Annotated in this window: 16 protein-coding genes and 5 pseudogenes; 10 read left to right on the plus strand and 11 right to left on the minus strand. The window is 65.8% G+C overall.

What is annotated here, in order from left to right; genetic code table 11:
* Nucleotides 1–211: 211 nt before the first annotated feature.
* Complete coding sequence (locus ACREYQ_RS30985) at nucleotides 212–1,081, minus strand: flagellar brake domain-containing protein (protein WP_432262727.1); 870 nt, start codon at nucleotides 1,079–1,081, stop codon at nucleotides 212–214.
* 459 nt (nucleotides 1,082–1,540) lie between these two features.
* On the opposite strand from ACREYQ_RS30985, the gene ACREYQ_RS30990 reads away from it, so the two are divergent.
* The 8 genes and pseudogenes from ACREYQ_RS30990 to ACREYQ_RS31025 all read left to right on the plus strand — a co-directional run.
* Entirely contained in the window at nucleotides 1,541–1,798 is a 258-nt protein-coding gene (locus ACREYQ_RS30990) for a hypothetical protein (protein WP_432262728.1), read from the plus strand.
* An 85-nt stretch (nucleotides 1,799–1,883) separates the two neighbouring features.
* Nucleotides 1,884–2,126: a hypothetical protein gene (locus tag ACREYQ_RS30995; RefSeq protein WP_432262729.1), complete on the plus strand. Its 243-nt coding sequence runs from the start codon at nucleotides 1,884–1,886 to the stop codon at nucleotides 2,124–2,126.
* 438 nt (nucleotides 2,127–2,564) lie between these two features.
* A complete protein-coding gene (locus ACREYQ_RS31000) occupies nucleotides 2,565–3,845 on the plus strand; it encodes a cytochrome-c peroxidase (protein WP_432262730.1) in 1,281 nt (426 codons plus the stop codon).
* 17 nt (nucleotides 3,846–3,862) lie between these two features.
* Nucleotides 3,863–5,248, plus strand: a complete 1,386-nt coding sequence (locus ACREYQ_RS31005) for a porin (RefSeq protein ID WP_432262731.1) — start codon at nucleotides 3,863–3,865, stop codon at nucleotides 5,246–5,248.
* Between the two features lie 74 nt (nucleotides 5,249–5,322).
* Nucleotides 5,323–5,882 (plus strand): annotated as a pseudogene (locus tag ACREYQ_RS31010) (FMN-binding protein).
* A gap of 7 nt (nucleotides 5,883–5,889) precedes the next feature.
* Complete coding sequence (locus tag ACREYQ_RS31015; RefSeq protein ID WP_432262732.1) at nucleotides 5,890–6,429, plus strand: FAD:protein FMN transferase; 540 nt, start codon at nucleotides 5,890–5,892, stop codon at nucleotides 6,427–6,429.
* Nucleotides 6,430–6,511: 82 nt separating this feature from the next.
* Nucleotides 6,512–6,676, plus strand: a complete 165-nt coding sequence (locus ACREYQ_RS31020) for a hypothetical protein (RefSeq protein WP_432262733.1) — start codon at nucleotides 6,512–6,514, stop codon at nucleotides 6,674–6,676.
* 853 nt (nucleotides 6,677–7,529) lie between these two features.
* Nucleotides 7,530–7,687 (plus strand): annotated as a pseudogene (locus tag ACREYQ_RS31025) (LysR family transcriptional regulator); the annotation flags it as partial.
* 59 nt (nucleotides 7,688–7,746) lie between these two features.
* On the opposite strand, the pseudogene ACREYQ_RS31030 reads toward ACREYQ_RS31025, so the two are convergent.
* Nucleotides 7,747–8,721: pseudogene (locus ACREYQ_RS31030) on the minus strand (Bug family tripartite tricarboxylate transporter substrate binding protein).
* A 268-nt stretch (nucleotides 8,722–8,989) separates the two neighbouring features.
* Here ACREYQ_RS31030 and ACREYQ_RS31035 point away from each other — a divergent pair.
* Nucleotides 8,990–9,136, plus strand: a pseudogene (locus ACREYQ_RS31035) (DUF4142 domain-containing protein); the annotation flags it as partial.
* An 8-nt stretch (nucleotides 9,137–9,144) separates the two neighbouring features.
* Complete coding sequence (locus ACREYQ_RS31040) at nucleotides 9,145–9,513, plus strand: plastocyanin/azurin family copper-binding protein (RefSeq protein WP_432262734.1); 369 nt, start codon at nucleotides 9,145–9,147, stop codon at nucleotides 9,511–9,513.
* 22 nt (nucleotides 9,514–9,535) lie between these two features.
* Here ACREYQ_RS31040 and ACREYQ_RS31045 read toward each other — a convergent pair.
* The 9 genes and pseudogenes from ACREYQ_RS31045 to sbnA all read right to left on the minus strand — a co-directional run.
* Nucleotides 9,536–10,091: pseudogene (locus tag ACREYQ_RS31045) on the minus strand (altronate dehydratase); the annotation flags it as partial.
* A gap of 182 nt (nucleotides 10,092–10,273) precedes the next feature.
* Nucleotides 10,274–11,464, minus strand: coding sequence for a type III PLP-dependent enzyme (locus ACREYQ_RS31050; RefSeq protein ID WP_432262735.1), 1,191 nt, complete (start codon nucleotides 11,462–11,464; stop codon nucleotides 10,274–10,276).
* Nucleotides 11,465–11,487: 23 nt separating this feature from the next.
* The gene (locus ACREYQ_RS31055; RefSeq protein WP_432262736.1) at nucleotides 11,488–12,276 is read right to left on the minus strand and encodes an HpcH/HpaI aldolase family protein; all 789 of its coding nucleotides are present in this window, start codon (nucleotides 12,274–12,276) and stop codon (nucleotides 11,488–11,490) included.
* Nucleotides 12,273–14,042: an IucA/IucC family protein gene (locus ACREYQ_RS31060; protein WP_432262737.1), complete on the minus strand. Its 1,770-nt coding sequence runs from the start codon at nucleotides 14,040–14,042 to the stop codon at nucleotides 12,273–12,275. Before ACREYQ_RS31060 ends, ACREYQ_RS31055 begins: the two co-directional genes overlap by 4 nt.
* A gap of 6 nt (nucleotides 14,043–14,048) precedes the next feature.
* The gene (locus ACREYQ_RS31065; protein ID WP_432262738.1) at nucleotides 14,049–15,872 is read right to left on the minus strand and encodes an IucA/IucC family protein; all 1,824 of its coding nucleotides are present in this window, start codon (nucleotides 15,870–15,872) and stop codon (nucleotides 14,049–14,051) included.
* Between the two features lie 4 nt (nucleotides 15,873–15,876).
* Nucleotides 15,877–17,079: an MFS transporter gene (locus tag ACREYQ_RS31070; RefSeq protein WP_432262739.1), complete on the minus strand. Its 1,203-nt coding sequence runs from the start codon at nucleotides 17,077–17,079 to the stop codon at nucleotides 15,877–15,879.
* Entirely contained in the window at nucleotides 17,076–18,452 is a 1,377-nt protein-coding gene (locus ACREYQ_RS31075) for an IucA/IucC family protein (RefSeq protein WP_432263082.1), read from the minus strand. The genes ACREYQ_RS31070 and ACREYQ_RS31075 overlap by 4 nt, the downstream gene beginning before the upstream one ends.
* 398 nt (nucleotides 18,453–18,850) lie before the next feature.
* Nucleotides 18,851–19,879, minus strand: coding sequence for a 2,3-diaminopropionate biosynthesis protein SbnB (gene sbnB, locus ACREYQ_RS31080; protein WP_432262740.1), 1,029 nt, complete (start codon nucleotides 19,877–19,879; stop codon nucleotides 18,851–18,853).
* Nucleotides 19,876–20,898 carry a 2,3-diaminopropionate biosynthesis protein SbnA gene (gene sbnA / locus ACREYQ_RS31085; protein ID WP_432262741.1) on the minus strand — a complete coding sequence of 341 codons (1,023 nt, stop codon included), beginning with the start codon at nucleotides 20,896–20,898 and terminating at the stop codon, nucleotides 19,876–19,878. The genes sbnB and sbnA overlap by 4 nt, the downstream gene beginning before the upstream one ends.
* Between the last annotated feature and the right edge of the window lie 122 nt (nucleotides 20,899–21,020).

Raw genomic sequence — 21,020 nt, forward strand, 5'->3', positions numbered from 1 at the left:
GATTGGCAGCCGGCTTTCGCTCATTCCAGTCGGCGAAGCAAAAATATGTGGCGATGGAAGCTATAGAGTATGGCTGGTCAAGCGTTGCTGACGCTGGGGATGGTGTAACAACGTCCGCAGCGCCGAATTGATCGTCTGAGCGCGGCCAAGTGAATTCGATGACCTATTCCACCGGAATTCGATCCCAGATTCGGCGTGAGCAAGGGCATCGTTACTTCGGCATACCCCCTGGCCTCATCGTCGCGCTCTCGAGCAATTGCTCGTGGACAAACAAGCGAAGCAGCAGCGCTTCGCGCTCCCCATAGCCGTCAAAAGCGACACCGACATTATGAAACGGCTCCGAGGGCTGGGCATCGGGATCTTCGCGCGTCCAGCCGTCGAGGGAAAATTTCGATTTCATGCCGCCGGCACGAAGCGTGAATTCTAGGCGAACCTGGCGTCCCGGTGTGGCCAGCGAACTCGTTGCAGTCGAGACCGACGCCCCGCCGATGCTCAGATCAGTGATCAGCACCGTCTGTGGCGGGAGGCTTTCATCGTCTATGGAGAGCTTGCCGACCAACCTGACCGGCACACGGATGCTCCCGCGCATTTCGCGTGCTTCCACGTGTGCGATATCGCTCAGCATCAAGTAGGGAAACGGCGTGCGCGACGTCGCATGGACGCGCGCAGAGAAGCTGTGGATGCTGGTACCAGTAAAACCGCGAAACAGCAACGTTTCGCCGTCCGAGATCTCGGCGGCTTTTCCCGCGAGGCTAGGCCAGGCGATAAATGCCGCACTTTCGTTGAAGCCGATCAGCCGGCTGACCGCTGCGCGATTCGCCTCGCCCGGGCGCTTGACATGCAGCAGCGTGCCGACCAGAAGCCCATAGCGATCGTGCCATGTTGATGACGGATCGTCGGACCTGAGTGGCGCCATGTCGTCCGCCCAGAAACAGCGTCCAGCTCGCAAAACGAGGAATCGTTCTCTGTCGGAATAGAAAACCGTGTCCTCATCGGCAACCGGAAAACCCAACTCATCGACCAGCGCCGACTTCAGCGGCGTTCCCAGTTCGATATCGTCAGCCTGAACTTCTCTACGCATGCTGGACCCTCTCTCGTTCCGCTCTTATGGCCGCTACTCTACAGGCATCCGGACCGGCTGTGGCGTGATGCCGTCCAAGCCGATCCTTATTCCCTCAGAGGCGCGCAAATCAGACCGCGTGGCGGACCTCGGGAGGACGGGTTACGACCTCGCGGTCCGCATTGCACGCCTGCCCAGTACGTCGCTGATCAGCCGCGGTGCATTCGCCCCCCGCTCCCAGCCACATGTCTCCTCATGGACGCCGAGAGCTTGACTTGCTTCCTTGAGTGACCAACCTCGAATGCACCGGATGTAGTAGATGTAGTACAACCGCTCGGGGAGCATCGCGGGTTGCGGAAGCGGCACATATCCCAAGGAGCGAATGAGCGACAAAGAGAGGCGAGGGATCGTGCAGGCATTGGATACTCCACAGTGCAGATGCGCCAGAATTCAGCTTAATCGTCCCAGACCATCCTTGCGGTGAGCGACGCCGTGTGCAATCCAGGCAATCCGTTCTCGCTGGTGGTGACCCTCACCGAGTACCTTCGTGAGCGTGGTTTCCGCGCGCCGCTGCGCTTCCTTGGCCCCATTGGCTTGCAGCATGACGTGCTTCTGCGCGCCTTCCAACCGTTCGGCCTTGTCGATCTCGGCCCGTGCCGCCGCTTCTCGTTCTACAAGCGCGGCGCGCAGATCTTCAATTCGCGTGCGCTGCCACGCTTGGCTTCCGCCAGGACCTGAGTTGCCTCATTGCGCTGGCTTGCCAGCGCCTACGCCGCGACAGTGGCGTCGAGGCGGATGGCTCCCTCCCTCCTTGTGACTCCTTGTGGGAGCGTTCGCCGCTTCGGCCGACAACTGCCGGACTTGGCTGACAAGCTGCTCATTCCGCTGCTGCACCACCAACGGCAAGCAGACCGATGCCAACGTGCTGCAGGCGTACTCGGCCGTCAACCGGCAGTCGGGCCAGTTCCGCAGCCTGATCCGTTTCGTCGCGCCCGCGCGTGACGTGAACAAGCTGATGCTCAAGACGGGCAACGGAATATCTGAAGCTTCAGATATTCACGAATAGCGGCCAACCCTCTTCCCGCGCCTCCTCTGTGGCGCCCGTGAATTGCTGCTGCATGCGCTCCGCCAGGCGCTGCTGGCTTCATCATGGTTGCTCATCAGGGAAGACATTCAAGGCTGTGCTTGTACGTTCGCTAATGTCTTCAATATCGATTATCAATGTGCAAAATTGATGCTAACTGGTGCGTGGAAGCAACACTTTTCCACTTGACCTCGCCTTGGTGCGTGGGAGTGCTAACCGTCCGGCAGTCCCCCTCAATATAATCCGTAACGCAAATCGTTCGTATTCTTGATCCCTAAGAAAACGACCCGTCGATTACGGAACATCGCGCATTTCACGCGCACCAGGGACATGACAACAAGAGTCAGCCGCGCGCAGCGGCATCGAGGGGAGGCAGTTGGGCGCCGCTTGGCCGGATTGGGCGCCGCGGGCTTTAGGGCTGTGCTGCCTTCCGCCTGCGGCGGCGACAGCGGCGCAGCGAACACCGACGCGGCACCGGCGGACCGCCCACTTTCGGAGAAGATCTTTTCCGACACGGCCCTGTCGGCTTGCGGCAAGCAATTGTGCGCGACCTGCCATGTGGTGAGGTGCGCTTACGGCGCCGATAATGGGCTGGCCGTGCCGCTGGGCGGCCTCAACATGGACCTGCCGGGCTTGCGCAATGCGCCTGCGTTGACGTGCACGCAATTCACCCCCGCCTTCAGCTTCCAGGCCGATGGCAACGCCGTTGGTGGATTCTTCCGCGATGGGCGTGCGGCCTCGCTGGCGGGCCAGGCCGAATTGCCCTTCACCACGCCATTCGAGATGGCCAACACCTCGGCCGACGAAGTGCTGGCGCGGTTGCTGACGCGTCCCTACCTGGTCGAGTTCGCCGCGGTGTTCGGCAAGGCGTCAGTGGGAGAAGCCACCACGGCGCCGCATAACATTGGCCAGGCGCTGGCCCGGTATCAGAAGGAAGATCCGTCCTTCCACCAGTTTCCCAGCAAGTACGACGCCTATCTGAAGGGCAGCACGCAGCTCACTTCGCAAGAGCTCAACGGCCTCGCCTTGTTCAACAACCCGGCCAAGGGCAACTGCACGGCCTGCCATGCGTCGACGCCGACCGCCACCACGGCGGCGCTGTTCACTGACTTCAGCTATGACAACGTTGGCATTCCGCGCAACAGGAAGATCGCGGCCAATACCGGTGGCAACAAGCTCGACTACATGTCCAGGAATGGCGCCGCCCTCTGCGAGCCCAACCATGACTGCTACGACCTCGGCCTGTGTGGCCCGTTGCGCAGCGATGTCTCGACCCGCAAGCGTTTGTGCGGCACCTTAAAGGTGCCGACCCTGCGCAATATGGCGCTGACCGCGCAGTACTTCCACATCGGCGTGTTCGACACGCTGGAGGAAGCCGTGACGTGGTACATCGCGCGCGATACCGATCCCACGCGCTGGTACGTCAAGGCTGACGGCACCCCCGACATCCCTTACAACGACCTGCCCACGGCCTATGGCGGCAATGTCAACGGGGCCGAAGTGCCCTACATTCCCAGCCTGGCCCCAACTCTGACCAATAGCGTAATCGCCGATCTGGTGCGCTTCCTGTGCACCGTGACCGACGGGTTCGATTCCGCCAATCCGGCGGCCTACCAGGTACCGGCACAGTGCCAGTCAACCGCGGTCAGCATGGCCGCCACGCGCGCCGGACCGGCTGCGCTTGCAAAGCAAAGTAAATAAACAGGAGGGAGAGAGTGATGAAACGAACCATGATTGCCGCGGCGGTGCTAGCCGCGGTGGGGACGCCTGCGCTTGCCGCACAAGGGAATGTCAGCCCTGCGGTAGTGCAGCAGCTCGAGCACAAGATCAGCGATATGGCCAGCCAGCTCGATGCCCTCAAGGCCGAGCTCAAGGCCATGAAGGAACAGAACACCGCGCTGGCGACGCAGCAGCAGACCCAGGCCAAGCAGCAGGCCGACCAGACTGCTCAGGTCGCACAGTTGCAGGCCTCGCAGGAAAACCTGCAGCAGGTGGCCGCCAAACCGTCGCCGCTGGATAACCTGAGCGTGTCCGCCTACGGCGAAGTCAACTATTCGCGGCCCAGCCGCAACACCAACGACACCCGTGCAGACCTGGGCCGCGCCGTGTTCGGCTTCGGCTATCGCTTCGATGAGAAGACCCGCTTCAACTCCGAGTTCGAGGTCGAGCACGCGATCGCCTCATCGTCCGATCCAGGCGAGTTCGCGGTGGAGCAGTTCTACGTCGACCACATGTTCACCCCCAAGGTCGGCGTCACCGCCGGCCTGTTTCTGATGCCGGTCGGCCTGCTGAACGAACATCACGAGCCGACCGCCTACTACGGCGTTTCCCGCAACTTCATCGAGACCCTGATCATCCCCACCACTTGGCGCGAAGGCGGTTTCGCCCTGCATGGCAATACGGATATCGGTCTCGACTGGAACGTAGGCCTGACCACCGGGCTCGATCTGGCCAAGTGGAATTTCACGACACAGACCCCACTCTACAATTCCGCGCTGGAACTGCAGAACAGCAAGGTAGCGCCGATGCAGGCGACCCACCAGGAAATGGCCCTGGCCAATGCGAAGAACGCCTCGCAGTATGTCTCGCTGAACTATCGCGGCGTGCCCGGGCTGCTGGTGGGCGGCTCGGTCTTCACCGGCAATGCCAACCCGGCTGCCGGCGCGAGCAGTCAGCGCGCGACGCTGTGGGAAGCGCATACACGCTGGACGCCCGGCAAGTGGGACCTGTCCGCGCTTTATGCGCAGGGCCATATCAGCAATACCGCCCAGGTCAACGCGCAGTTCCCGGGCACTGCCAACCCGATGCCGGCGTCGTTCTACGGCTGGTACCTGCAGGCTGCCTACAATGTGTGGCAGCACGGCACCTATCGTGCCGTGCCGTTCGCCCGCTATGAACGCTACAACATGGGCGCCAAGTACGAAGGCATTGCCCCTGGCTTCTCGGCACAGCCGGCGGGGTTCCCCAATCCGAACGATACGGTCTGGACTGCCGGCCTGAACTTCTACCTGAACCCGAACGTGGTATTCAAGGTCGATTACCAGCGCTTCCGCACCAACCGCGATTTCAGCCGGTTTGACCTGGGCCTGGGCCTTTATTTCTGACCTTTCGCCTGCCGTGCCCCGGCACACCGGCGCCTTCACCGTGCGCCGATTTGCCGGGGACAAAGGAAGCATCGATGCGCTACCAGTCTGTTCCTACCGTTCTCGTCTGTGCCGCCGCGGCGGCCTCTGCCGGATTCGTCGTGACCAAAGTACACGCGGCGGAATACATGAGCGTGGCCGACAGCCAGAAACTGATGTTCGTCGACGCCACTGAGTTCGTGCCGCAGGTAGTCGCGCTCAACCCGGACCAGCTCAAACAGCTCGCGGAAGGCACGGGCGGGCCGCCGCGCATGGGCGCATGGCGGATCTGGCAGGCCCGGCAGGGCAGCAAGCTGCTTGGTTACGTGGTGGCCGACGCCGTGATCGGCAAGTTCGGACTGATCAACTATGCGGTTGCGCTGAGCCCGGCCGGCGAGATCCGCGATGTGGAGATCCTGGCCTATCGTGAAAACCACGGCTATGAGGTTCGCAACAAGCCGTGGCGCAGCCAGTTCACTGGCAAGTCTGCACGGTCCCCGCTGCGCATCGGTGAGGATATCCAGAACATCAGCGGCGCCACTTTTCGTGCACCCATATCGCCGACGGTATCCTCCGCATTGCCGTGATGGCGCAGCCGGCGCTGGTGAAGGGCTGAGCGCATCGTGGTCCGTGTCGCCGATCTCGCGCAATGTCGCCGCGCCCGCCCCTTGTTGGGCACGCTGGTTGAGATCCAGGCACGCGGCGCTGGCGCTGCCGAGGCGGTGCGCGCGGCATTCGGCCAAATCGAAGAGATACAGCGCCTGATGAGCTGCCACGAACCTGGTAGCGATATTGGTCGTTTCAATGCCGCGTCGGTGGGCGTACCGGTCGAGATGGATGCGCGCACGCTCGCCGTACTCGCCGTACTCGCCGTCGCGGCCGAGTTGCAGGTGGCGAGTGACTTCGACTGTGAGCGAAGTCCGGCGCGGACGTCGCCTTCCGGCTGCCCCGCCTGGACCCACGAAGGCGTGGAGCTACACAAGCACCGGCCGGTGCGGCTCGATCTGGGTGGTATTGCGAAGGGCTATGCGGTGGATTGCGCCATCGCGGCCTTGCGGAGCTTTGGCTACGCGCTTGTCAACGCGGGCGGCGACATGCGTCATGTCGGCGCCGCTGCGCGAGCCGCGCCGGCACGCACCGCCATGGGTGTGGCAACTCGATAACGCGGCGTTGGCGAATTCCAGTGTGGACGGCCTGGCGCCGGGGCCCGGCACGGCGCCGCGCATTTCCAATCGGTGTGGACCCTTGGAGCTGCCGGCAGCACCCGGCGCCAGCGTGCTGGCACTTTCGTGCATGCTGGCCGATGCCCTGACCAAGGTGGTCCTGGTCTGCCGCGCGCCACGCCATCCATTGCTGGCCCGGTATGGCGCCTGTACGCTGCTCAATCGGGATGGCAAACTAACCGGCTAGCAACTTTCCGCCCGCCCGACCAACCCGATGTCCGATCTCCATTTCCACTCCCACCCGCCGCGCTGGACTCGGCGGGCTCTTTGGTGGGGTCGTCGCGCTGCTGGTCGCCACCGGCTATGGCTTCAACGGTGAGGGCCTGCGCAGTCTGACCGAGTGGCTACACTGGCTCGGCGGCGTCGCCACTGGCGGGCTGTTCTGGGTCCACCTAGCCGCAGGGCGTCGCGCTGTGGCGGGCCGCAATTGAGCGTCGCGGCTCGCCCGGCAGCCAGTGCGACCGTGGCTCGACCCCAAGGACGAGGGCAAATCCTAAAACGTTGTGCACTGGAAGAAACCGCGATGCCCGAAGCAGCTTGTCGAAGTTGGATAACGGCTGTAGCGCGCAGTGCTTTCCTTAGCATCCAGACTCAAAACGCAATCCCTCCATGGGTCGGAGTTGCCTTTATATCCGAGTTTCTCGCACGCCGGGCCATACACCCTGATCATCTGGTCGACCTCGCGTTCCGCCTGCGCGGCGCGGTCGGCTTGGGTTGTGCAACCGGCGAGCAAGGCGGTCAAAACCAAGTGCATAAAAATGCGCATGACGACCTCCATCTCCTTCAATCTATTGGAGGCGGAAACTGCCACCCAAGTTTCCCTTGAAATGGAGTTTAGTGCGCGGTGGAAACGGCATTGCATTAGCTTAACCAGACCTGGTCTCGTCGCACTGCTTCCCAACCAGGCTTCCAGCGATGTATGGAGGTCGCCCCTCGTCGCCGAGCTATTATTATCGAGGCCTCGTTCTGAGCGGACTCGATGAAGCAGATCACCGGCCCAACTCGCAAGACTGGGGGGCATTGCAGCGGAATAAAAGGGAGCCCTGCTTGAGATCGCGGCCGGCACCGTCGCCCAGCAGGGCATCGTCAAACGTCTGCTGACGGGACCGGTGACGGAGCGCTCCATCGGCCTGGTGACCGGACGCAATCGCAGCTGTCGCCGGCGGCAGCAGCGCTGGTGGACATGCTGCGCGCGTAACTGGACGCCGCGGGGACCACGGCGGCAGCGGTGCGATGAAGCGTGCCTCCCCCCTGCGCTTAGTCCACCGTCGCGCCCGTCTCCCGCACGATTTTTCCCAACCGCGTCATTTCGTTGCGAATGAGCACGCCGAAAGCCTCCGGCGTGCCGCCCACCGCTGGCGTTCCAATGGCCTCCCAACGCTTGCGGAACTCGGGATCGGCGAAGATCGTATTGATGGTGCTGTTGAGCTTGAGCACGATGTCGCGCGGCGTCGCCGCCGGTATGGCAATGCCGTGCCACGACACGAACTCGAACCCCGGCATGCCGGACTCCGCCAGTGTCGGGACATCCGGCAGCGCGGGCACGCGGGCCTTGGTGGTGACGGCGAGCGCGCGGAGCTTGCCGGACTTGATCTAGGGCAACGAGCTGGCCAGGATATCGAACATCACCGGAACCTGGGCGCCCAGTACATCGTTCAGGGCAGGTCCTGCCCCCTTGTATGCGACATGCTGCATCTTCGTGGTCGCGGCGGTATTGAACAACTCGCCAACCAGATGCTGCGGTGTGCCATTTCCGGCCGAGGCAAAGCTGTAATCGACGGGCTTGTTCTTGACTGCGGCAATGAAAGATTTCACGTCCTTGACCGAGCTGGAGGGATGGACTTCCAGCACCAGCGGGAACGCGGAAATCTGGATGACTGGCGCAAGATCTGCCTGCGGGTTATAGGGCAAGCGCTTGTACAGGGTTGGGTTCACGGCCATGGGCCCGCTTGCGGCAAGCAGGATCGTGTAGCCGTCAGGGGCGGCTTTGGCAACGACATCCGTTCCGATATTACCGCCCGCACCGGTACGGTTTTCCACAACTACCGGCACCCCAAGCCGCGACTGAAGGCTGGCCTGCAACAGCCGCGCCATCAGATCAGTGGGCCCACCCGGCGGATAGGGCACGATAAAATGGATTGGCTTGGATGGGTAGGCATCCGCCGCCGCCACGACGTTCGCGGTCAATGCCAGCATTAGGCCGACACAAGCAGGTCCCAGTCTACTTCTCATAGATATCTCTCCACCTCGGTCACGGTCAGATCTTTGCCGTGTTGCGGATCTGTTGTACCGCTTAACGGCGTCTTGGGGCGCCGGCCGAAGTATAGGGGGCGAACCTATCCGAGAATCCGCAATTTTTGATTGATTGATCTTGTGCGTAGATCAGGCGGCCGTAACGCGCTGTCCAGTAGTTACCCCGATCACGATCGAACAGGTAGCCGACCGTGATGCTGAAGTGTCGAGGCAACATGAAGACCGCCGGGGATCGCGCGCGCCAAGGCAGGCCGTGATCGATGCCATGGACAAGACCTTGATTCCAGGTGCCAAGAACGAAGAGCTGAAATCGTTGCTGGTGAAGGTGCGCCCGGCCTTCGTGGCGCATCTTGAGCACGCCAAGCAGATCCAGGGTTCGCTGGGCAAGAAGTGACAGAGGACGTGGCCAGCACCGAGCGCCGGCATCGGCTTACAGTCTGGATTCCGCTGCTTATGGCGGCGGGCGTCTGCGCCAGTTGGCCGGCGTTTGGCAGGCCGGCCATCCATACCGTGCTGATGGAAGGGACTGCGTTCGTACCCTGGACACTCGCCGTCCGGCGCGGTGACGTTGTCGTGTGGGTCAATAAGGACCCGTTTCCCCATACGGTGACCGCCTCCGGCGACGGCTTTGATTCAAAGGCCATCGCCCCGGGCAAGTCGTGGAGGTACGCGGCAAGGAAGACCGGTGTGTTCCCGTACACCTGTACCTTGCATCCGACCATGACAGGCACGCTCAGCGTGGGGCCGGATGCAAAGGCCAGTGGCGAATGATGGCGGCCACGCCGATGTCCCGTCAGGTGATCGCGCCAAGCTGCCAGGGAACGAACTCGTTCTGGCCATAGCCGTGCAATTCGCTCTTTGAGCGCTGTCCCGACGCTGACGCCAGCATGAGGCGGAAAATCTCGCCCCCAAGCTTGTCGATCGTCTGCAATCACGGTGCCGCAGTTCAGGTCGATATCCTCATGCTAGCGCTGCCACAAGGCGGTGTTGGTGCCGAGCTTCAGGGAAGGGGCCGGCGCACAGCCGTAGGCAGAGCCACGCCCGGTAGTGAAACAGATCAGCGGCCACCTGTCCGGTGACCGAGACGGAGATCGTAGCCGGGGGTGTCCATGAAGACCAGGCCAGCCGACTCCACTCGCTCCGCGTAGCCGTATACGTCGACCAGGTTGGTGGTGCCGCCCTTTGCCACGGCACCGAGCGACTTCTCCAGGATGGTGGTGAGCCCGCCATCCCTGTTGTCCGCGGACGGGTCGTTGTCCAGGCTGGCGTTCATGCGCGCGCAGTAGGCTTCCCACCAGCGGATCCGGTCGAGCAGTTGTGGCCGACTCCGGCGCTATGGCACGGCGCGTGGCATCTATACTCCGCTGCTGAAGGGGAAAGCGCCGCGCGCCGCCGGCACGGAATAGATCCGGTCAGGCGGCTTCGCCCGCGGCATTGCCGACGCCCAGCGTTCCCAGCAAATGCGAGCGCCAGTAGAACCGTCGTCAGCCGTGAGGGGTGGTCTTCCACCTTGACGTGATCGCCCTGCGGGCTACTGGCCGACGAACACCCTGTCAGGATGCGGATGGCTGAGAAAGTCGTGGTGCGAGATGTGCCAGCCGTAGGCCCCAGCCAGCATAAAGACGATGCGGTCGCCCACGCGCACGCACGGCACCGCCACCTCCTGCGCGAAGACGTCCTTCGGCGTGCAAAGCTCGCCGCAGATCGTGAGCTTCGCATCGGTGAATTCCGGGCGCGCAAACGGGTAAGGCCACGCGTCGTTCGGCGCGACGAAGAACGGATGATCGTGCTGCCACGACACCGGCAGCCTGAAGTGATGCGTGCCGCCGCGCACGATGGCGAAGTGCTTGCCGTGATTGCGCTTGAGGTCGATGACTTCGGCTACGTAACAGCCGCAGTCGGCGCTGATGAAGCGGCCGCATTCCAGCACGATCCGGCAGCCGGGCCGCCGCTCCCGCAGAAGCTGCGCCAGCCCGGCACAGAACCGGGGCCAGTCGAAGCTGCGGGCGGGGTTGGCGTAGTCGATGCCGATGCCGCCGCCGACGTTCAGCCATTCGAGCGCCAGTCCGTGCTGGTCGCGGCATTGCTGCGCCAGGGCGAGATGGCGCGCGATCAGTTCGAGATGGTTGTCGGCCTCCAGGCTGTTGGAGCCCGCATGCAGGTGCAGTCCCACCAGACGCACGCCGGGCAGGCAGCGTGCCAGCGCGATGACGGCAGGAAGTTCCGCTTCGTCAATGCCGAACTGGGTCGGGCGCCCGCCCATCTGCAGCGTGGCACCGGGGAGGCCGTAGGTCGGATTGACGCGCAGCAGCACGTCGACGCGCTGGCCCATGCGTTGGGCGATGCGGTCGAGCCGGCGTAGCTGCAGTTCGCTTTCCACGTGCATCAGCCTGACGCCGAGGCGCAGTGCGCCCTCGAGTTCGGCGTCGGTCTTGCCCGGGCCGCCAAATACGATGGACACGTTGGCGTCGACGGCGCGCACGCGCTCAATCTCGCCCAGCGATGCGACTTCGAAGCCTGCCGTCACGCCCAACAGCGCCTGCAGCACCGGCGCGTCGCTGTTCGCCTTGATCGCGTAATAGAGATCGCAGTCCTCGGGCAGGGCCGTCACGAGGCCGGCTGCGCGCGTGCGCAGGTGGTTCAGGTCGTACAGGTAGGCGCACGCAGGCCCCTCGCGTGGATCGAGCTCATCCAGGTAGCGGGTGATGATTTGAGGATTCATGGTTGTGGCGATAGGGGGCGGCGTTACGTTGGCGACTGGGAGTGGGATTGCAGATGTGCGGCCATGGCTCGGCGCGCGATGCCGCGGTCGTCGCCGAGCAGCAGCATGCGGGTGCCTTGCTGGCGCCAGAGGGCGGCGTCTTCCGGGGCGCGGGGTAGCGCGCAGAAATGCTTGCCGTGGCGGCGCGCGGCGTCTGCGATACGCACCACCGCGGCGCGCACCTGCGGATGACGCGTCTGCCAAGGCACGCCCATCGATTGCGAGAGATCCGCGGCGCCTTCAAGCAGGACATCGATGCCCGGCACGGAAGCAATGTCGTCGAGTGCATCGAGCGCCGCGCCATCCTCGATCATCGCAACGACCAGCGTGTTGCGGCCGGCATCGGCGGCGGCTGCGGCAAGGTCGTCGCGACCGAATGCGCTATGCAAGGTTGCGTTCAGTCCCCGCTCGCCAGGCATCGAACCGGCACCGAGCGGATGTTGCGCGTAGTGACAGAGCCGGGCGGCCTGCCTTGCCTGTGCGACCCCGTTGATGCGTGGGAATACGATGCCCTGCGCACCGGCGTCCAGCGCCGGCGCCACGTGGTGCGTGGCCGCCACGCGCACCAGCGCCGCGATGCCGCTTGCGCGGGCCGCGAGCAGCATGGCGCCGAGCTGGGCGCCATCGATCAGCGTGTGTTCCAGGTCGATCACCACGAAGTCATAGCCCGCCGCGGCGATCAGCTCGATGGTCAGGGCTGCAGGCGTCGAACAGAACAGGCCGTTCACCGGGCCGCCGTCTGGCGCCGACAAACGCGCCTTCAGCGATCTCATGGCGCCTCCGCCAGCGCCAGCGGATTGGGTGCCTGCCGCGTGCGCAGCCGGATCTCGGGCATGAAGCGGCGGCTGGCCAGCAGTTCGATCGACATGGTGGGCGCAAAGCAGTCGAAGCGCTGGAAGCGTTCGGCCAGGCGCGGGTGCGCGCGCTGGTAGCTGCGGATCACACCGGCCACGATGGTCCAGAATTCGGCTTCGTCCAGCTGGTAGTGCTCGGAAAACAGCGGGGCCAGTTCAGCCAGGTTGACGAAGAACAGCGCGTCGCAGGTGAAATCTCGCAGTTCGTCCGCATCGTTCGTCTCGATAAATGAGTTCGGATTGACGCGCGCATGCTCGGCCGGCGGCGGCGTGAGCTGCGGCGCGGCGCTGGACAGCCACTGGCGCGAGAAGCGTACGCCATCGTGAAAATCCTTGAGCGCCACGCGTTGCGGCAGGCCGCCGGAGTGCAGCAGCAGCATGTTCTGCGCGTGCGACTCCAGCGCGGTGCCGTGCTCCCACAGCAGGTGCAGCACCGGCAGCCAGGCGCGTTCGACCAGGCGCTGCAGCCACGGGCGCACGCCATAACGGCGAATCCAAGGCTCGATCAACGGGTGGCCGTCGACATCGATATGCGTGAGCGCAGTCATGGGGATGGCGGCCTCGCCGGGTGCCAGATAGCCATGGATGCTCTCGCGCCAGATACAGGCAAGCGCTCCGTACTGGCCCTGAACCGGCGCCGCGGGCACATGGCTGACGCCGGCGACTTCGCGCAGCAGCACAGGCGCCGCCATTGGCTCAGCCCATTCGGTGCGCGCCACCAGGCTCGTCAGCCAGTCGCTCAGCGTGGCGGCGTTGCACACCGTGTGCGGCGCCAGCACGCGCGAGGTCGAGGTATTGACGAGGCTCATGGCCAGCTTCAGCGACAGGGCCTCCGGCTGGTCGGCGTTGGCCAGGGTGCGGATCGATTGCTGGGGCAGGTAGCGGCCGGGCATCTCGCCCACGGCGAGCAGCTCACCGCGCGCGAACGCGCCGTGGTAGCCCGGCGCAATGACCTCGTCCCATTGCCACGGGTGGACGGGAAGCGGCAGGTAGTCGGCTGGATCGACACCTTGCTCGCGTAACGCGGCCTCGAAGGCGGCGCGCGCCGGCGGCGGCAGCAGGTCCTGAGGCGATGCCTCGAAGTGGCCGAGGTTCCAGCGGCAGTGCGCGCGGCGCGCCGCCAGCAGCACCGGCTGCAGCGGTGCCGCGCATTCAGGGGCGTAGCGGCCGTTGTCCGCCAGCGTGAAGCCCATGCGCGACTTGTAGCCGGGATGGTAGGGATGGGCGCCCGTCAGCCGCGCCTCGATGACATCGTAGCCGGCATCGCGCAACGGTTGTCCGGCATGCCCGTTGGCATGATGGGACTGCGCGTCCTTGACCTGCGTGGACAGCAGCTCCAGGCCGAACTGCCGCAGGCGGACCGGGTCGGCATCAAGCTGGCCGGCGAGTTCGGCCAGTAGCATCGCGACATCGTCGGCTTCGGTCTGCGTTTCGCCTTCGTAACGGCGCACCGGCCCTCGGATGCGGATGCGGCCGAAGCTGGCGGTGCGCTGCGCGGCGCAGCGATAGCTGACGGGCCGGCCGTCGGCAGCCACGCCGGGCAGTTCGACGCCATCTGCGGTGGCAAGCACGTCGCGCAGGCAGTCTTCGAACAACAGGGCTTCCAGCAGCTGGCGCACCACGCGGCGGGCGGCTTGCCGGTATTGCGGGCTCTGAATCAGTCGTTGGTAGTCGGTCGTGTTCATCGGGGCTCAGGCTTGCGGTGCGGATGCGAGGAAATTCGGGACGCCCGCCCAGGCAGGCGTTTCGCCGTGGCGGCCGAAGCAGCTAAGCATGTTGGCTTTGGCGGGAAGGGTCGGCAGGCCCTGCAGCGACGCCAGCAACTGGCGCAGCAAAGGTCCGCCGGCGTCGAGCGCGGCGGCGGTGTCCTGCCACAGCGTGGCTTCATCGCAGCGGCCCGTGCGGGCCAGGCAGGCGATGAAGTGGCCGACGTGGTTGACCAGAACGTAGTAGGCAAAGCGATGGAGGGCGGCTTCCTCGGTGTACATGGCGGGGCTGTCGGCGTCGAACTCTGCCGCCCGCGCAAAGCGGGCGCGGCTGATGCTGGCGCCTTCCATGTCGCGGACGTAGCCGTGCACCGGCCATCCACCCTCGAACGCGACCATGCTGTTCTGCAGGTGAGCCTCCAGGCTGACGCCGTGGTCGGCGAACAGGCGCGCCAGGGGCAGCAGCGTGACCCCGAGGTAGCGCGACCACCAGTGGCGGATATCCGGTTCGCGCGGGTTGTGGCCCAGCGCCTCTCGCAGCAGGCCGTCGAGAATGCCGGCGCCATGCGCGGGTTCCTCCAGCACGGTGGCGAGGACTTGCGCGGCGTCGGCGTGCGGGCCGGTCATGCCTTGCCGGAAGATCACCGCGGTGCTGGCACGCAGGGCGCTGTCCGGCATGGCCAGCACGGCGTAGCCGGTTTCGGCCAGCACCGTGAAGTGCCTGGACGAGCGGGCCGCCTCAGGCAGCATCGCGATGGCACGGCTGGCATCCAGGGCGCGCCGCACATGCTCCGGCGGATTGTTGCGGACAAAGTTGGTGATGCGGATGTCGAGCGCCAGCTTGAGGAAGCGTTGCTGTTGTGGCAGCCATACTGTGCGCACTGACGACGTCGCCCACGCCAGTTCGCCGAGGGGCCCGAGGGAAATCATCGCGCGGCTGGCCAGCAGCGGCAGGATTTCTCTGTGGGCGAGCAGCTGCGCGGCCTGCCAGGGATGGCAAGGCAGCAGGCGGTAGTCGCCCTCCCTGAGCAGGTCTGCAGCGGCCTCCATGACGGCAGGATCGATCGGCAGCGGCTGGCCGTCGATGGCGCCGCTCTCAAGCATCTCGCTGGCGACGGCGAAGTAGTGCAGCTGGAAAGCGGCGCCCAGTTCCGGCGCGTAGCGTTTCAGCTCATCGTCGCAGAAACCTTCCGACGCCTTCGACGTGGCGTGGAAGATATGGCCGAAACGCAGGCCTTGCTCGGCCGCTATAAAGCGAGACGGCGCTTGCGGCTCAGGCGCTTCGCGGTGGTACAGGCGCACCTTCTGGACGCCGTTCTTCATTAACGCGGCGAAGCGCTCCGGCCAGTTGGTGGCGGCCGATTGGGGGTAGGCGTGCGCAAGGGCCTCGGTGATGGCATCGGCCAGCTTCTCAGTGCGGCGCAGCGGCGCGAAGGCGCTGCCTTCGGACAGCACCGCATCCGCCAGCCGGTGATAGCCGATCGGGGAGACGTAGGCGAGCGCCGCAGCCAGCCAACGGTGGCCGCCATTGCGATCTGCCAGCGTCAGCACGGCCGGTTCCAGCCCTTCGGCACGCCAGCGGCCAAGGGTACTTTGCAGTGCGGCAGGCACCGGGGCGGGAAGGTGCGTGGCAAGGCGGGGGTCGACGATGCCGGTTTCGCGGCAGTAGGTATTGAAGAATTGCTCGATCAGGCGGCGCTCGACGGCGTCGGGCTTCACGCCGGCCAGAGCGGCATCCTGGTCCGCGCGATGGGGGCGTACGCGCCCTTGCGGGGCCACGGATGTCGGGGGCAGGAAAGTGGAAAGCATGCAGTTACCTCGCATCAGGAACGGTGGCAAACAACGATGAGCGATCAGGGACTACGAGTGCGGCGGCCAGCGCGAACATGGCGGCGATCAGCCATAACGTGGCGGCCGGATCAGAACGGGGTAGCCATGCCATCACGGCCAGCGGCCCGACGAGTTGCCCGGCGGTCATGGCGCTCTTGGCGATACCGGTGGCGCTGCCGTGCAGACTGGCGGGCAGGCGCGCGCAGCAGTAAGACAGCAGGGATTGCGCGAGTGCCGCGAACAGCGCGCCCTGCACGAGCCGGAGCGCACCGATCTGCCAGAGGCTATCCGCAAGCGGCAACAGCGCCAGAGCGATTGCGCAGCCGCCGGCGGCCAGCAGGAACGCACGCACCGCGGGGCCGCGGTCGTTGAGCGCGCCCCACAGTGGGCTGGCGAGCATCGCGGCGAGCCACCCCAGGGCGTGCAGGAAGCCCGTCTTGCTGCCGAGCAAGGCATCGTGCGGATAGCGCTGCTGCAGGTAGAGCGCGAACACGTTCACCAGCGCGAACGCGCCGGCCTGCGTCAGGCAGCCTGCCAGCAGCCAGCGGCGCAGCGAGGCGTCGGCCAGCATGGCGGTGAAGCCGCGCGACCTCGCGGCGCTTGCGGGTCCCCGCGGCGCCGGCTCGCGCAGCCGCCACGCGAGCAGCAGCGTCAACGCCACGTTGGCCGCGGCCACGGCGAGCAGCATCGGCCGTACCGTCCACCAGTCCTGCAGCACGCCGCCGAGCACTGGGCCCAGTAAGGCGCCGGTGGCCACGGCCGATTCCTGCATGCCGAAGGCGCGGCTGCGCATGTCGGGGGCACTGACGCGGCCGATGCAGATGGTCAACAAGACGCCAACGGCGCTCGCCCCTTGCAGCAGGCGGCCAGCCATAAGGCCGGCCACGTTCGTGGACAGCCCCATCAGCAGCAGGCTTGCGGTGAAGGCGGAGAGTGACAGCAGCAAGGGCCGGCGGTAGCCCCATCGTTCGCACCAGCTGCCGGCGAACGGCGCCAGCAACAGCGCGCCGAGCCCGGGTGCGGCCAGCGCCAGGCTGCTCCAGTGCGCGGCTTCCGGGCCGGCGAGGTCGCGCAGGTAGAGCGGCATGATCGGCACAAGCGTCATCAGGCCGGTCGTCACTACCGCCTGGCCGGCCAGCAGCAAGGCGATGTCGCGGGACGGGGCGTGTTGCGGCGCTGGCGTCATGACGGCACCCCGCGCAGCGGATTGCGCATGCTGCCGAGCGCGCTCGGCATGCCAGTGCTGGCTGTCTCGCGCGCCAGCAGCGGCGCCAGCAGCTGCTTGAACGGCCATTCCGGCGCATCCAGCAACGCAGCCCGCGCAGTGGCTGCGAGTCGGCTGCCGGTGCCGGCGGGCAGCAGCCGCGCGATCTCGTCGCGCAATATCCACCAGCCCACGGCTTCGTCGCTGTCGAAGGCTACGGCGATAGCGGCGGCGATGGCATACAGGTTCACCTCGATCGCCAGCGTCTGGAAGTACGCGAGCAGCTGGCCGGGCGCATCGAGCATCAGCGAATTCGGCGTGGAGGTGTCCACCGCGTACGCTGGCACGTCTACACCGGCCTCCGCGAGCAGGGACGGGCAGATGCGCAAGGTGTCGTGATCGCGCAGCAAAAGCGCCTGCGGGCCTTCCTCGCCGACCACCAGCACGACGTTCTGCCCGTGCAGCTCCGGCATGACGCCGCTGGCGAAGCAGCGCAGGCCGGCCTCCAGCAACAGGGCGGCGATGCGACGGAACGCCGCCCAGGCCTCGTCGGCGTCCGTGCAGGACAGCCGCCGCAGCGCCGGCAGGTCGTCACCGGCGGTCAGCGCGGCGCACGCCGCCATGGGCAACAGCCACGTGCCCGGCGCCAGGTCACAGGGGTAGCGCCTGAGCACGCACGCGATGTCGCCCGCCTCCCGGATCAGCGAGTCATGCTGGCGTAATCCCCACCAGTCGCGCTCGTCGCAAAGCAGCAGGTGCTGACCGAGCCATGGGTCGCGATCCTGCAGCTGCGTCAGGCACCGCTGCGCGAGCGCGCCGTTGTGCAGGTAGCGTGCGGGCAGGGTGCGTCTGGCTCCAAGCGCCTGCACACCCAGCGACAGCTTGAGGTGGAGATCGGGCTGCGCATGCATGACGAGCGAGCGCAGCGACGCGGTCGGGTAGGCCGCGCCGATGCCGCCGCCCAGGTCGATGCATGGCACTTCCCCGGTGTCGCACGCGGCCTGGGCCTGCTGCTGCCATTGCCATGGATGCATGGGCATCCACAGATATCCGCGCTGGGCGCCAGCGGCTTCGGCGCGCGCCGTGAGGTGATTCAGTCCCTCGGGCTGCAGCAGCGAGCGGGCCAGGGGTTGCGCAAATGCTTCCATCGTGGAGCCGGTACGTACCCGGTGCGCGGGCACGGCGATCCAGTGCAGCCATACCGGCTGCCCGGATTCCGCGTCGAAGCCGGCGCGCGGCCCGGGCTCATCGCCCCACGCCTTGGCGCGGGCGAGAGGATGGAAGGGGCGGTCGCGCAGGCAGCAAACTGCCTCCCACGCCAGCAGGGAGCGTGGCGCCGCCGCGAGGCGGTCCACGATGGCCGCCTCGTGGGCAAGCGTATGCGCTGCCTGCGCCTCGGCCAGCGCAAACAGCGTTGCCAGTCGCTCGCTGCGGCCCGGCCACCAATCCGCCGACTGCAATGCATCGAGCGCGGCAGCGGCGCCGAGCGCCGTCGCGCTGCCATCGCGATGCAGCACCACCAGCGGCGTATCGCCGCCGGCGCCAAGCTGCAGCGGCCTGGGGCCATCGAGCCTGCGGCCATGCCAATGCAGTGTGCCGGTGGACCCAAGCTCGACGGAAAGAGTCGCCATGCGCGCCTCGTCGGTGGCAACGCGGCAGTGGGCGCGCACGCCGTACAGGTCCTCTTGCCACAGTGCGTCCAGCAGGTCCTGCGCGAGCATCCGCTCCCGTACGGGGTCGTGAGGCAGCACCGTCATAGCAGGGGCAGGCGGACGCCGACGTCCCGCTGCAGCGCGAGCTGGTAGAAATGGCGCGCGCATACCATATCGTCCAGTGCCATCCCCATTGGGTTGAGCAGGATGATCTCGTCGTCGCGCTCGCGCCCCGGCTTCGCGCCGATCACGATCTCGCCAAGCTCCGCATGCAGCTGCTCGCGGCTGAAGCGGCCTTCCAGCACCAGTTGGTTGATGATCTTCTTCTCGCGGTTGGACTGGTCCCAGTCGTCCACTACGACCTTGTCGACCTTTTCATAAACATCCTTGTGCACGTCCATGATGGAGACGTTGGCAACGAAGGCGCCGGGCTTGAGCCAGGCATGCTCGAGGTAAGGCGCATCCGCGACGGTGCAGGTCACGGTCACATAGGCGGCGCGGACCGCGGCTTCGGCGCTGGCAGATAGCTCCCAGCCGACCGCCGGGAAGCGCGCGCCCAGCTGGCTGCGCATTGCCTGCATGGCGTCGCGTGACAGGTCGAACAGGTGGATGCAGCGGATGCCCGGGAACTGCTCCAGCAGCGTCTGCAGCTGCATGCGCGCGATCGGGCCGCAGCCGATGCAGGCCACGTCGGTGAAGCCCTTGCGCGCCAGGTGGCGCGTGGCCACCGCGGTGATGGCCGCGGTGCGCATGCCGCTGATCAGCCCGCCTTCCATGATGGCGACCGGATAGTTAGTCTGGGCATCGTTGAGCACGATCACGGCGCTGGCGCGCTCCAGGCCGTGGCGCTGCGGGTTGTGCTGCCGGCTGCCGATCCACTTGATGCCCGCCACCGGGTTGTCGCCGCCGACGTAGCACGGCATCGCAATGATGCGGTCGGCGATATGGTCGGCGCCGGCCCAGCGCAGGTAGGGCTTCAGCGGCTGCACGCATTCGCCGCGCGCATGCAGCGCCAGGCCTTCGGCGATGGCCTGCACGAAGGCGTCCGAGTGGTCGGCGCCGAGGGCGATCAAGTCGGCGCGGCTGAGGTAGCGCAGCTCGGCTGCGGGGATCTGGATGGGGGCGTTCATGCGGTCACTCCGTGTGCAGGGATGGACGAATGCGCGGTGGCGGAAGCCGTCCGCGCACGATGGATGGCGGCGACGCGTTCAAGCCAGGCGTCGTCGTAGACAGTGTCGAGATAGCGTTCGCCGCGGTCAGGAAACAGGGTGAGGATGCGAGGCGGGCGTGCCCCGCGTGGCAGCTCGCGCAACAGGCGGCCGATCGCGGCGACCACCGCGCCCGAGGACCCGCCGGCAAAGATGCCTTCCTGCGCCAGCAGGCGCCGGCAGCCGAGGGCCGCGGCGTGGTCGTCCACATGGATGACCTGGTCGATTTCCTCGCGACACAGCAGCTCCGGCACGCGGCTCGCGCCGATGCCGGGCAACTCGCGGCTGGCCGGCGCGTGCCCGAACAGCACCGAGCCGGCGGCGTCCACGCCCACCACCTTCAGCGCGGGCCACGCCTCGCGCAGCCGGCGCGCAATGCCATGCACCGTGCCCGAGGTGCTGACGCCGAGCACCAGCATGTCCACGGGCTGGTCCAACTGGCGCAGGAGTTCCTCGCCTTCGCCGTGATAGTGGCTTTCCCAGTTGCGCGGATTGCCGTACTGGTTGATCCAGACCGCATCCGGCAGGTCGTGCAGCATCTGCCGCACGCGTGCGATGCGCGTTTCGAGGTAGCCGCCCTGGCTGTCCTTCTCGGTCACCAGCTCGATCCCGGCGCCATAGCAGCGCAGGATCGTCAGGTTGGTCTGCGAGATCTTCGGGTCCACCACGGCGGTGAAGCGCAGCCCTTTCAGGCGGCACACCATGGCCAACGCGATCGCCAGGTTGCCCGACGAGCTCTCCACAATATGTGCGTTGGCGCCGATGGTGCCTTCCGCCAGGCCCTTTTCGATGATGTAGCGGGCAGGGCGGTCCTTCACGCTGCCGGCAGGATTGAATAGTTCCAGCTTGGCAAAGACCTCGGCGCCGGTGTCCCCGAACAGGCGGCGCAGGTGGACCACGGGTGTCCCGCCGATACTCTCGATGATGCTGTTGCAAACCATGGCTTACCCCTCATTCGATGTTGCCCGCCATGCCGCCCGGGCAGTTGTATCATTTTGTAAATGAGAACTATTTACATTGGATTATAAAAAAACGCCGGACGGCAATGGCCCCGACAAGGTCA

Origin of the sequence: Cupriavidus sp. TMH.W2 (genome assembly GCF_050847365.1) — a bacterium.
Taxonomy (GTDB): Bacteria; Pseudomonadota; Gammaproteobacteria; order Burkholderiales; family Burkholderiaceae; genus Cupriavidus.

What these genes read in the sequence shown, in the direction of transcription:
- ACREYQ_RS30985 (WP_432262727.1), bottom strand. Translation starts at nt 1,081, where the DNA reads ATGCGTAGAGAAGTTCAGGCTGACGATATCGAACTGGGAACGCCGCTG.
- ACREYQ_RS31005 (WP_432262731.1), top strand. Translation starts at nt 3,863, where the DNA reads ATGAAACGAACCATGATTGCCGCGGCGGTGCTAGCCGCGGTGGGGACG.
- ACREYQ_RS31050 (WP_432262735.1), bottom strand. Translation starts at nt 11,464, where the DNA reads ATGAATCCTCAAATCATCACCCGCTACCTGGATGAGCTCGATCCACGC.
- ACREYQ_RS31055 (WP_432262736.1), bottom strand. Translation starts at nt 12,276, where the DNA reads ATGAGATCGCTGAAGGCGCGTTTGTCGGCGCCAGACGGCGGCCCGGTG.
- ACREYQ_RS31060 (WP_432262737.1), bottom strand. Translation starts at nt 14,042, where the DNA reads ATGAACACGACCGACTACCAACGACTGATTCAGAGCCCGCAATACCGG.
- ACREYQ_RS31065 (WP_432262738.1), bottom strand. Translation starts at nt 15,872, where the DNA reads ATGCTTTCCACTTTCCTGCCCCCGACATCCGTGGCCCCGCAAGGGCGC.
- ACREYQ_RS31070 (WP_432262739.1), bottom strand. Translation starts at nt 17,079, where the DNA reads ATGACGCCAGCGCCGCAACACGCCCCGTCCCGCGACATCGCCTTGCTG.
- sbnB (WP_432262740.1), bottom strand. Translation starts at nt 19,879, where the DNA reads ATGAACGCCCCCATCCAGATCCCCGCAGCCGAGCTGCGCTACCTCAGC.
- sbnA (WP_432262741.1), bottom strand. Translation starts at nt 20,898, where the DNA reads ATGGTTTGCAACAGCATCATCGAGAGTATCGGCGGGACACCCGTGGTC.